Raw genomic sequence first — 12640 nt, 5'->3', positions numbered from 1 at the left:
CCGCCCTAGGGCTCGATACCGTGGCGTCGCAGGAGCCGATACAGATACGTGCGATCCATCCCGGCCGCGCCCGCGGCGCGCGCGACCTTGCCGTCGTGCAGCCGGAGGAGCGCCTTGAAATACCGGCGCTCGAAATCGGTCATGGCGCGCTCACGCTCCGAGGCATACGGCGCCGTGGGGTCCACGGCGAACCCCTCCTCCGTCGCGCCGGGGCCCGTGCTCGCCGGCTCGATCGTGCGGAGGATCAAGCAACGCTCGACGTAATTGCGCAGCTCGCGCACATTGCCGGGCCACGCGCCGTTCCGGAGCTGGGCCATGAACTCGGGCGAACGGAGCTGCTCGGCGGCGTCCCGGGGCGCGCGGAGCGACGTGAGGATCTCCTCGGCGAGCGGCGGGATGTCCTCGGGCCGCCGGCGCAGCGGCGGCATTCCAATCGTGACCACCGCGAGGCGGAAATAAAGATCCGCGCGGAACCGGCCGATGTTCACGTCCGTGCGGAGATCGCGGTTCGTCGCGGCAATCACGCGCACGTCGACAGGCCGGTACGCATTCGACCCGACGCGGCGCACCTCGCGCGCCTCCAGCGCGCGGAGGAGCTTCGGTTGCAGGTCGACGGGCAGCTCGCCGACCTCGTCGAGGAACAACGTCCCTCCCGACGCCTCCTCGAACGCGCCGACCCGCCGATCCGTGGCCCCGGTGAACGCGCCTTTTTCGTGCCCGAAGAGCTCGCTCTCCAGGAGATTTCCGTGGATGGCCCCGCAATCGACGATGACGAACGGCCCCTCGCTGCGGGCGCTTTTCTTGTGAATCGAGTGCGCCGCCTGGCTCTTGCCCGTGCCGGTCTCGCCTTCGAGCAGCACCGTCACGTCGCTCTCGGCGGCCCGGGCGAGCATCGCGAACGTCGCGCGCATCGCCGGCGAGACGCCCGTGAGCGAGCCGAAGCGCGCCTCCTCGGCAAGCGGCAGGCTGAGCGTCTCGGCGCCGAGTTCGAAGCGGATCACCGTCTTCCCCAGCCGAAGGAGGCTCCCGACGCGCAGGAACGCCTCGAGGACCGCGACCCCGTCGAGCACGGTGCCGTTGCGGCTCTTGAGGTCGCGGACCCGCACGCCGCCCTCGTCGATCACGATCTCGCAGTGGAACCGAGAGACCGTGGGGTCGTCGATGATGAGGTGGTTGCGGTGGTGGGACCCGATCGAGCAGCGGTCGCCCGTGGACTGCCAGGCGACGCCGCGCGCGGGCCCCTCGACGACGGTGAGGCGGAAGCGGCGGACCGTGCCTTTCGCGACGGCCTGGCCGTCGGCATGCGTCAACGTCGTGGAATGCGCGGCGCCCTCGGGGATGTTCCGGTCGCTCTGCTCTTGCCCCGCGGCGCGGCCTCGGCTCGACACGGCTTGCCGTTCTACCACACGGGAGGCGCAGATCGCACGACAAACGCGGGAAGCGGGAAGGGAGGCGCGGGGGCAGGCGCGAGAGGGGACCCGAATCAAGCGCCGCCGTCCTCGTTCGGGCTGACAGGCGCGGGACAGACGCGGGAGCACGGCCGTAGGTCCGGACAGACATAAGCCCGGCCCGACGAAGGCTCCTACCCACGAAGGGACCACGGTTCGGAATTGACGCCGCGTTACGGAGGTCCCAGGATCGAGCAGTTGGATAGTGAGGTTACCATAGGAATGGACTTCCCGGCGCAGCAGAGGCAGAGGATGTTGCGTACGAGCGAGCCTCATCCACGGCGCGCCTGGGGCGGGCAGCGATCATGAGCCGAGCCTCCGCGCCCGGTGCTCGTGAGGCCACGATCCTCATCGTGGATGACATGCCCATCAACCTGGCCGTGCTCGTGGATCATCTGGAATCCGCAGGCCATCAGGCGCTCGTCGCGCAGGACGCGGAAGATGCCCTGAAGCGGGCGAGCCTCATGAAGCCCGACCTGATCCTGCTCGACGTGGTGATGCCTGGGATCGACGGCTTCGAGACCTGCCGGCGCCTGAAAGCGGCGGAGAGCACCCGCGACATCCCGGTGATCTTCATGACCTGCCTCGGAGAAGCAGCGAACAAACTCGAGGGGTTCGAGGCGGGGGGGGTCGATTACATCACCAAACCATTCGAGATTGATGAGGTGCTCGCGCGGATCAAGACGCACCTCTGCTTGCGCGAGGCGCAAAAAGAGCTGGAAGCGAAAAACGCGCAGTTGCAGCGTGCCCATCAGGAGCTGGAGCAACGGGTGCGAGCGCGCACGGCCGAGCTGGCGAGCTCGAACACCGCGCTCGAAGCGGAGAACGCCGAACGCCGGCGCGCCGAAGATGCTTTGCGCGAGAGCAAGCATCTGCTCCAGGCCATCGTCGACAACTCCACGGCCGTCATCTACGTCAAGGACCTCGAAGGCCGCTATTTGATGGTCAATCGCCGCGCCGAGGAGTTGTTTCATGGGACCGTACGGTCGCTCGTCGGCAAGACCGATTATGACTTGTTCCCCCTGGAGTATGCCGACGCCTTGCGCGCTTTCGACCAGCAAGTGATGGCGGCCGGGAGGCCGCTGGAGACGGAAGAGCGCGTGCCCCAGGACGATGGGCTCCACACGTACATCGCGATCAAGGGCCCGCTCTTCGACGAGACGGGCCGGCCGTATGCGATTTGCGGGGTCTCCACGGACATCACCGAGCGAACGCGGACGGAGGCGGAGCGGGAGCGGCTCCTCTCCCGCGAACAGGCGGCGCGGGCAGAGCTCGAGCGCACCGGGCGGCTGAAGGATGAATTCTTGGCGCTCTTGAGCCACGAGCTGCGGACGCCGCTCACCGCGATCCTCGGCTGGTCGCAGTTGCTCCTCACCCGGGGTCCCTCGGACGAGTTCCTGCGCCGGGGGCTCGGGACGATCGAACGAAACGCGCGGACGCAAGCCAAGCTCATCGACGACCTCCTGGACATGTCGCGTATCATCAGCGGGCGGCTGAGCCTCGAACTGGAGGCGGTCGATCTGGCCGAGATGCTCGAGACGATGCTGGAATCGGCGGAGCCGGCGGCAAAGACGAAAGGAATCCGCCTGGAGCTCAGCGTCGCGTCGGCGGGAGAAAAGGTCCTGGGGGACCCGAATCGGCTCCAGCAGATCGTGTGGAACCTGCTGAGCAATTCGATGAAGTTCACGCCGCAGGGCGGGCAGGTCAAGGTCTCGCTGCGGCGCGAGGATTCGTACGCGCATCTCGCGGTGGTCGACACGGGGATCGGCATCGATCCGGACTTTTTGCCGTACGTCTTCGAGCAATTCCGGCAAGCCGACGCATCGACCACGCGCGAGCACGGCGGGCTCGGCTTGGGACTTTCCATCGTGCAGCACCTGGTGGAGCTGCACGGAGGGACGGTGGTGGCGAAGAGCTCCGGGAAAAACCAGGGCGCGAGCTTCACGGTGAAGCTGCCGCTGGAGGTCAAACACGAGGGCGTGGCCGGAGAACGGCCGCCGCCCTTGACGCCGCCGCGCCGGCCCTTGTTGCACCGGAGTGGGGAGCTCTTGAATTTGACGGGGGTGCGCGTGCTGGTGGTGGACGACGAGCCGGACACGCGAGAGATGCTCCTGCGGATCCTCGCGGAATGCCACGCGGAGGTGCGGACGGCGGGTTCGGTCGTGGAGGCGCTGGCGGAGCTGGATCGGGACCAGCCGACGGTCCTGGTGAGCGACATCGGCATGCCCAAAGAGGGCGGGTATGAGCTGATCCAGAAGGTACGGCAATTGCCGCAGGAGCGCGGGGGAAGCGTGCCGGCGCTGGCGCTCACCGCCTTCGCGCGGGCAGAGGACCGCGCGCGGGCGCTCTTGGCCGGATACCAGATGCATCTCGCCAAACCCGTGAAGCCGTCGGAGCTGGTGGCGCACGTGGCGAGTTTGGCCGGGCGAAATCATGCCTGGGGCGAGATGAGCCCGGAGGGCCGCGCCCGGTCCGTGTAGCGACGACGCGGCCCGCGCTCCGACCTTTTCGTCGGGGGCGCGTCAGGTGCTCTCCGGGGCCGCCGCCTGGCCCGCCGCGGCATACTTCTCGACGAACTCTTGCAGCTTCCGGATCTGGTAGGTCCGCGCCAGCGTCTGGAATTGCTCGAGCCAGGGGCCGAGCCGCGGCTCGTTTTGCTGCATCCGCTCCGCCTCCGCCAGCACGCTCCGAATACGGCCCGACGCCACCAGCGGCGCGAGCAGCGAGAGCTGTTCGGCCGAGGGCGGCACCAGCGCGCCCTCCTCCTCCGCGAGGGGGGCCGCGCCTTTCACCGGCTCGTGCGTCCATTCCACGCCCAGGAAACGCGCGATCTTCTCGAAGAGCAGGCTGGCCTGCACGGGCTTGGGCAAGAAGTCGTCCCAGCCGGCCTTTCCCCCCTTCGGCTGTTCGGCGGCGGCGACGTTCGCCGACGAGGCCAGGATCACCACGCCTGCGAGCTCGGGCATCTGCCGCAGCCGGCGCGTGGCCTCGTACCCGTCGAGGCCTGGCATGGCCAGGTCCATCAGGATCAGCGCCGGCCTTTGCGTGAGGGCCAGCCGCAGCGCGGCTTCGCCGCCGTCGGCCTGGACGACGTCGAAGCCAATGGGGCCCAGCAAATCGCAGAACAAGGCGCGGTTGCCGGGGTTGTCGTCCACGACGAGGATCTTGCGGCGCTCGCCGCGATACCCGGTGATCGTATCCCATCCCGGGGCCTCGTCGACGACCACGGAAGGGAGCGCCTCGGCCAGCGTGAGCGTCACCGTGAACGCGCTCCCCTTGCCGAGCTCGCTCTCGACGTGGATGGTTCCGCCCATCTGCTCGATGATCCTCTTGCTGATGGCGAGACCGAGCCCGGTCCCCTCGCTCTTCGCCTTTTGATCTCCCACCTGCTCGAAGGGGTCGAAAATACGCGTGAGGTGCTCCGCGGCGATGCCGGGGCCCGTGTCCTCGATCCGGAAGCGCACCTCGCGCAGCCCCTTCCCGCCCTCGTCTTGCACGTCGACGAGCAGGGTGACCGCGCCGCGCTCGGTGAATTTGATGGCATTGCCGAGCAGGTTCAGGAGCACCTGCGTCAATCGTTTTTCGTCGGCGTGCACGGCGGTGGGCGCCGGGCCCCGCACCTCGTAGGCGAAGGTGATGCCCCTCTGTTCGGCGCGCACACGGCAGAGGTCCGCGATGGTGTGCACGAAGGATCCAAAGTCGAGCCTCATGGGCACGAGCTCCATCTTGCCGGCCTCGATCTTCGCCAGGTCGAGCAGGTCATTGAGGAGCGCGAGCAGGTGCTCGCCCGACTTCTTCACGATCTGCACGCCTTCGCGGCTCTTCGGCGAGAGCTCGGGCGCTCGGATGAGGAACTGCGCATACCCGAGGATGCCATTGAGCGGCGTGCGCAGCTCGTGGCTCATGCTGGAGAGGAAATCGCTCTTCGCGCGATTGGCGCGGTCGGCCGCCTCCTTGGCGATCTGGAGCTGCGCCGTGCGCTCCTGGATCTTGACCTCCAAGTCCCGGTACAAAACGGCGTTCTCGACGGCGATCGCGGCCTGCGAGGCGAGCACCGACAAAAGCTCCACGCGCGCGGGCGGGAACGCCGAAGGCACGTCGCGGTGCTCGAGGTAAAGCACGCCCACCACGTGGCCCCGATGCGTCAAGGGCAGCGCGAGCAACGAAAGGACCGCGTGGGATGCCAGATAGGGGTCGCCGGCGAAGCGCGCCTCGGACCTCGCGTCGCCCGTCACCACCGGCTCGCCCGTGCGGGCCGCATATTGCACCACCGCCACCGGCACGTCGGGACTCTGCCCGAGCGGCTCGGACAGCCCCGTCTCGATGCGGGCCCCCTCCACCGAGAGCCGCGCCACGACGGAGAGCGCTTCCCCTTCGCTGAGCACCAGAGCCCCGCGCTGCGCCCCCGCATTCTCCAGCGTAAGCTCCATCAGCCGACCCACCACGCGCCCCGGGTCGAGCTCGCCCGAGAGCGCCTGCGCCGCGCGCACCGCGGTCTTCACGTCGAAATTCGCGTCCGTGGATCCGCCCGAGGTCGTGGTCGTCGTCGTCACGGTCGTGCGCTCGGGGGAAGGCTCGTGTACGGCTCCCTTGAGCACGGCGGGATACCTCGCGCTCAGGTGGGCGACCACGGCGTAAGCGCCCCAGCGCGCATAGGCATCCCGCGCCTCGCGCAGGTACATCGCCCCGATGTGGCTCTTGCCCGTCGAAAGGCGAAACTCGGCGGCGAGCTGCGCGGCCAGGGCCTCGATGTGCAGGAAGCGGTGCTCGCGGGCGAGCTCGATGGCCTCGTCGTATCTGGACGCGGCCTCCTCGTTCTTGCCGAGGACGCGCGCGTATTCGGCCTCGACGAGGCGCAGCTTGTGGAGGAAATTGACCTCGCAGCCTTCGGTGAAATATCGCAGTCGCGCGAGGCCGTGCTCGATGTGCTCCCGCAGCCGCGCCTGCTCCTCGGCGTCCGCGGCGTCATGCCAGCACTTCGCCGCGGAAAGCGCGAGGAAGAGCGGGACATCCGTCACCGGCGGCATGCCGAGGATGTCGGCTCGAAATTGGTCGGCCTCTCGCGCCCGCGAGAGCGCTCGCTCCCACCGGCCGGTGACGCAGAACAGATAGGCCTCCAAGGTCCGAGCGAGCCCCCCCGTGAACCCATCCCCGTCGGCGAGGAGGGAGCGCGAACCACGCGCCAAGGGCTCGTCCTGCAGGAGCCGGGGGGCGCCTTCGGGCGGCATCAGCACCTCGCAATAGGACGCGACCGCCTCGAAATGGTGCCTCCCCACGGCGTCTCCCGCGCGCTGCACGAGATCCCAGCGAGCCTCCACCTGCGCGTCGACCTGGCCGAGCGGCAGGCCGCGCCAGACGCGGTAATAAAACAGTTCGGCCAAGAGGCCCCAGCTCGTGCCTTGAAACGACCCGATCTTCAGGCCGGCTGTGATGCCTTGCTCGTAGACGGGGGGCGCTTCGTCGATGGGCCTCGAATGGACCAGGTAAATCCCCTTGAGCGCCAGGCACTCGGGGAGCATCGGGGAGCCCACGCGCTCCGCGGCGCGCACCCCGGGCGTGAGCCAGCGCATGACACGGCGATACATCCCCGTCGCCACCGACCACACGTTGGCAAAGCTGCAGATCATGAAGGCAGCCGCCGGCGTCAGCGCGTCCCGCCGTATCGCCTCGGACACGATGCGGGCGATGATGAGCGAATAGAGCATCGGCCGCCCGCCGTAGATCGTGCAGAGCTGCGCCTGCGTCATCAGGGCATCGATGAGCCGGTGCTCCAGCGACGGATCGGCCTGCATTCGATCAAACCCGTCCGGGTGGTGTTCGAGCCATTGATCCAGCTCGGTGGACTCTTGCAGGAGCGCGGTCTGGCACGCGTCATCCGTATCGGGGAACGTGATGCCCTGCTTCTCGAGCGCGGCGAGCCCGATCCCGATGCCCCGCGCATATCGACCCGTGGCGACGCAGCAGCGCGTGCGGATCTCCTGCGCCGAGAGCCACGCCACCTCCGACAGAGGCCGGTCCAGCAAGGCGAGCGCCCGCGCCTCGACGTCGTCGAACTCCCGGAGCAGATAGGCGGCCTCCAGGCGCGCGAGCCCGATCTCCACCGAGAGCGCGTGCTCCTCCTCCCACGCTCGCTCGCCGAGGAGCGCCTGCGCGGCGTCCAGCAGGTTCGCCATCAATCGATACGAGCTCGCCGCCTTCGCGGTGCGCGCGGCTTCGAGGTTCAGCCCCGCGAGCTCCTTCTGCTCCTCCATGGACGCGAGCCGCGCCGAGCCCAGGTTCAGGTGCCGCACGAGCTCCAGAAATTGCTGGGCCGTCCCCCCCTCGGCGCGATGACGCGCCCGGAGCCGCCGGCCGATCTCCAGGTGCGCGAGCACCCGCTGCTCCGGCGAGATCCGCTCGTAGCTCGCCTGCTGCACGCGGTCGTGCAAAAACCGGTAGGCCGCGTCGAGCGCCACGTCGCCCATGCTCCCGAGCGCCTGCGCGGGACGGTACGCGCCGTCGACCGGCACCACGAGCTCCGCGTCCAGCGCCGGCCACAACGCCCCCGTCACCGAGGCGCGCTCCCAGCCGCTGAGCCGCTGGAGGTCCTGCAGGTGGAACGTGTGGCCTGCGCAGGCCGCGAGCCCCAGGAGCTTTTGCGTCGGCTCGGGCATCTCGCGCACCTTGTCCGTCAAGAGCGCCACCACGTTATCGGTGACGCCCGCCGTCTCCAGCGACGATTGCTCCCAGCGCCACGCCCCGCTCTCCGGGTCCCTCACCACCTGCTTCTGCCGGTGCAGCGAGAGCAGCAATTGCTCCAGGAAAAACGGGTTTCCGCGGGTCTTCTGCGAGAGCACGCGCGAGAGCGGCAAGACCCGCGCAGGCTCGCTCTCCAGCGTCCGCGCGAGCCACTTTTGCACCTGCTCCCCCGACAGGGGGCCCACCGTCATGCGCGAGACCTTGGCCTCGCTCTTCTCCACCGCCTCCACGAGCTTCCACAACGGGTGCTCGGGCGGCGTCTCGTTGTCGCGGTACGCCGCGATCACGAGCAGCGATTTGCGCTCCACGTCCGTCAGCAGCGTTTGCAGGATGATCAGCGTGGCGCTGTCGGCCCATTGCATGTCGTCCAGGAACATCACGAGCGGCGGGTTCGGCGCCGTGACGGCTCGCACGAAATTCAGCCACGTCAGCTTTTGCCGGTTGAGCACCTGCTCGCCCTCCACCGGCGGCACCGGCGGCAGCTTGCCCATGACCAGGTCGAGCTCGGGCACCACGTCCGCGATGAGCCGCGCGTTGTCCCCGACCTCGCGCCGAATGCGCTGCTGCCAGGCCTCGAGCACCACCTCCGAGCTCCCGAGCCATTGGCGCATCAGCGCCCCGAACGCTTGCGCCATCGCCGCGAAGGGCGTCGACCGCGCGAGCTGGTCGTGCTTGCCCGCGATCAAGAGCCCGCGCCCTGCCTGCGCGATATCCCTGTAGACCGTCCGCACCAGCGCCGTCTTGCCGATGCCCGAAGGACCCCCGACGAGCAAAAGCTCCGTCGTGCCCTGCGCGGCGCGCGCAAAGGACTCCCCCACCCGCTCGACGTCGCGCTCCCGCCCCACGAGCGCCTGTGGGATCCGGAGCTTCCGCGAATAATCTTTTTTTCCCAGGGCGAACGGCTCCACCGTGCCCTGCGCGTCCCATTGCCGGAGGGCCTCCTCCAGATCCTCCGCCACGCCGCGGGCCGTCTGGTAACGCCGCTCGGGATCCTTGGCCAAAAGCTTCGCCACGATGGACGCCACGGGCCTCGGCACGTCCGGGGCGACGGAATCGAGCGGAGGCGGCTCCTTGGCCAGGTGCGCGTGCACCAGGGAGAGCGGATCCCGCTCCGTGAACGGCAGCCGCCCGCTCATCACCTCGAAGAGCGTCACCCCCAGCGAATACAGGTCCGTGCGTGTATCGAGCGCGCGCGCCGTGCGCCCCGTCTGCTCCGGGGAGATATAACCGAGCGTCCCCTCCAGCGCCTCGGGGATGCTCGCCTCGGTCGCCTCCTGGGACAAGAGCGAGGCGATGCCGAAGTCGAGCAGCGTCACCCGCTCGCACGCCTCGTCCACCAGCACGTTTTGCGGCTTCACGTCCTTGTGCATCACGCCCGCGGCATGCACCCCCTCGAGCACCCGCGACAGGAGCCGACCGAGCCGCAGCGCGGCCCCCACGGGCAAGCGCCCCTGCTTGGCGAGCAGGCGATCGAGCGAGCCGAGGCCGGGATCCGCGAGCACCAGCGCCGCCGTGCCGCCCTGCTGCAAGAGCGCCTGCGCGCGCGCCACGCCGGGCACCTCGGCGAGCTGCAGGAGCACCTGGTGCTCGTGGGCCAGCCGGCCCATCACGCGCGGATTGGGCACCACGGCCACCGGGCTCTTGATGGCCACGTGCGCCCCCGAGGGGACATGAACCGCGCGCCATACGCGTGTTTCGCTCCCGTCGTAGACGACCTCTCCCAGCGCGTACTCCCGCAGGTCCATCGTTCTCCCTCGCGTCCGTTCCAGGGCGCCGCGATCCGAGCATCGATCCTAGATCGAGCGGGCGGAAGGCGACCATCGGTCTCGGGGGGAATTTTTCCTCCGGCCACGGAGGCCCGCGGATCGGCGCGTCGAGCTCAGCGCTCGCCCTCCTTTCCGGCGGCGTGCGGGGGCCCCGCCGGAGGCAGATCCACCGTGAACATCGTCCCGCTGCCCACCGTGCTCTCGACACGAATCGAGCCGCCGAGGGCCTCGACGATGGATCGCACGATATAAAGCCCGAGCCCGAGCCCGGCATACGCGCGCGACGAGACGGCCCGCTCGAAGCGCTCGAAGATGTACGGCAGGCGATCGGGAGGAATGCCGATGCCATGATCACGCACCGTGAGCCGCGCCGCCCCGTCCGCCTGGCCGACCCATATCTCGATCGGGCGACCGGAGCCGAACTTGATCCCATTCGAGATCAGATTCGTGACGACCTGCTCCAGGCGGAGGTGATCCCAGCGCCCCACGAGTGATGGCTCGGCGTGCAGCGTCAAGGAGCAGGCCGCCCGGGAAAAGTCCTCCGTGAAGCGCTCGGTGACGTCACGGACGAGGGCCGGGAGATCGACGTCCTCGATCTGCAAATGCATACGACCGGTCGTGATCCGCGTGACGTCGAGGAGCTCCTCGATCAGGCGCGCGAGCTTTTGGATCTGTCGCTCGACCCGCGTCAGGGACGGCGGCAAGGGCTCGCCCGATGGCGCGGCGACCCGCTTCAACGTCTGCACGTCGAGCTTCAGGCTCGTCATCGGCGTATTCAACTCGTGCGACGCGATGGACAAGATCTCGTCCCGCAGGCGGATGGCCCCCTGCGCGTCACGATAGAGGCGCGCGTTGTCGATGGAGATGGCCGCGCGGCGGGCGAGCTCGGTCGCGAGCTCGAGGTCGGCGGGGCTGTAATGCCGGCCGGGCGCCGCGCAGCCGAGGGAGAGCACGCCGAGCGTCTGTCCGCGCACGGAGAGCGGGACGGCCATCGCCGAACACGTGCCGAGCGCCCGGATCAGGCGTGCGTGCTCGGCATCGACGGCGTGCGCCTGAAGGAGCTCGTCGGTGAGGAGAGGCAGCAGCATGGGCTTCCCCGTGCGGAGGACCTCGGCGGCCGGGTGGGGGGAGGTCGCGTCGGGCGCGTATTGCTCCTCGAGCTGACGGAGAAGCGCCTCGCTCCCGGGCTCACGGTGTGCGCCGCCGAGGCGCTGGACCACGCCCCCCTCGCCCACGACGTCGATCACGCACCAGTCCGCCATCGACTGCACGCAGAGCCGCGCCAGCGCGGCGAACCGGGTCGTGAAGTCGAGCGACTCCGAAAGGATCTCGGAGGCCATGGCGAGGAACTTCATGCGCTGCTCCGCCCGCTCGGCGGCGGCGCGCGCCTTCTGTTCCTCGACGACGACCATGGCGAGGAGCAGGACGAGCCCATTGAGGACCGAGACATACGTTTGCACGGTCAAGACGCGCGCCGCCACGGACGTGCTCCCCATGGCGAAGGGGCCGCGGCCACGGCTCGTGTGCAATGCGGCCATGAAATCGACGAGGACCGTGGCCGCCGTCGCGCCGCGGGGTCCAAACCGAATGGCCGCCCATGCCGTCAGGGGAAACAGGAGGGCCGGGAGCGCCGATTCGATCTCCCGCGGCCGCACGCTTCCGAACACCCACCATGCCCCGCCCGTCAGGATCACGAGCAGGCTCAAGGCTTCGACGGCGCGGCCGGAGCGCGGCGGCGCAGGCTCGGTCCAGGTCAGAAACAGCGGACACAGCAGGAGGACCCCGAGGGCATCGCTGCTCCACCACCCGATCGCCACGTGCCAAAACGAGGGGTCGCCCAGCCACACGACGCTCGCAGCCGCCGCGACGAGCGTGCCGGGGATCGCCCCGACCGCGGCGCCGAGCCACACCAGACGCGCGACGTCCCAGGGGCGCCGGAACACGAACCCCGCGCGCGTCCGCCGGCGCAAAAGCGAGGCGCCCGTGAAGGGCAAGAGACCCCCCGCGGCGCCCCAGGCCATGGCCAGGGCGGGCGGTTGCCCGTGCTGCAAGACGACCAGCACCTCGGCCAGAAACACGACGAGGAGCCACGCGGGCCAGTGGGCCTTCGTCGTGCGGAGAAACCAGGCCATGGTCAGGCCGCTGGGCAGCCAGAAAACGGCATTGCTGGCGGGTGGAAAGACGAAAAGGTAGCTCGCTTCCGAGAGACCCAGGAAGGCCAGAAAGAGCACGACGCAGCCGAGGAACGTCCGCGCCGGCTTCCCGCTCACGAGCCGGCGGCGCAGCCCGACCGCGACCACGCCGCTTTTCTGAACGAGGGAAAAGGTTCCCATCCGGACGAAGAAACCTTCTGGCCCATGCTGCGATCGTAGGTCCGCGCGACTACGCGTCACCTTCACGATCCGCCGCCGCTCCGCACGCGCCCGCGTGGCTGCGCGGTCTGTGCGCAGCCACGCGAGTTGTGTGCGCTCGCCGGCGCTTCAGGCCGCGCGCCGCGGACGACGACGCAGGGCGATCAGCGCGGCGCCGAGGACGAGCACGAGGCCGCTCTGCGTGTCGCCGGTCGAGCCGACGGTGCGGCAGCCGCAGGCGCCGCCGTCCCCGCCCACCTCGCCACCGCCGGTCCCGCCGCCGCCGGCACCACCCGCGCCGCCGAGGCCGCCGTCGCCGCCAGCGCCGCCGGCACCA

General features: G+C 69.4%; 5 protein-coding genes. 1 reads left to right on the top strand and 4 read right to left on the bottom strand.

The window, feature by feature from the left end:
- Nucleotides 1-5: 5 nt before the first annotated feature.
- Complete coding sequence (locus tag E8A74_RS47520) at nt 6-1310, bottom strand: sigma 54-interacting transcriptional regulator (protein ID WP_232380064.1); 1305 nt, start codon at nt 1308-1310, stop codon at nt 6-8.
- Between the two features lie 443 nt (nt 1311-1753).
- Here E8A74_RS47520 and E8A74_RS47515 point away from each other — a divergent pair, with 443 nt between their 5' ends.
- A complete protein-coding gene (locus E8A74_RS47515; protein ID WP_136935811.1) occupies nt 1754-3928 on the top strand; it encodes a response regulator in 2175 nt (724 codons plus the stop codon).
- A gap of 42 nt (nt 3929-3970) precedes the next feature.
- Here E8A74_RS47515 and E8A74_RS47510 read toward each other — a convergent pair whose 3' ends face one another.
- The 3 genes from E8A74_RS47510 to E8A74_RS47500 all read right to left on the bottom strand — a co-directional run.
- Complete coding sequence (locus E8A74_RS47510) at nt 3971-9931, bottom strand: AAA family ATPase (protein ID WP_136935810.1); 5961 nt, start codon at nt 9929-9931, stop codon at nt 3971-3973.
- Nucleotides 9932-10065: 134 nt separating this feature from the next.
- Nucleotides 10066-12285: a sensor histidine kinase gene (locus tag E8A74_RS47505; protein WP_136935809.1), complete on the bottom strand. Its 2220-nt coding sequence runs from the start codon at nt 12283-12285 to the stop codon at nt 10066-10068.
- A gap of 147 nt (nt 12286-12432) precedes the next feature.
- Nucleotides 12433-12640, bottom strand: a 208-nt coding sequence (locus E8A74_RS47500; RefSeq protein ID WP_232380062.1) for an MYXO-CTERM sorting domain-containing protein, incomplete at its 5' end; no start/stop codon positions are given.

Source organism: Polyangium fumosum, from assembly GCF_005144585.1.
Classification (GTDB): Bacteria; Myxococcota_A; Polyangia; order Polyangiales; family Polyangiaceae; genus Polyangium; species Polyangium fumosum.
The sequence above is the reverse complement of the archived record's forward strand: the minus strand, read 5'-3'. Positions and strand labels throughout refer to the sequence as shown.

What these genes read in the sequence shown, in the direction of transcription:
- E8A74_RS47510 (WP_136935810.1), bottom strand. Translation starts at nt 9,931, where the DNA reads ATGGACCTGCGGGAGTACGCGCTGGGAGAGGTCGTCTACGACGGGAGC.
- E8A74_RS47515 (WP_136935811.1), top strand. Translation starts at nt 1,754, where the DNA reads ATGAGCCGAGCCTCCGCGCCCGGTGCTCGTGAGGCCACGATCCTCATC.
- E8A74_RS47505 (WP_136935809.1), bottom strand. Translation starts at nt 12,285, where the DNA reads ATGGGAACCTTTTCCCTCGTTCAGAAAAGCGGCGTGGTCGCGGTCGGG.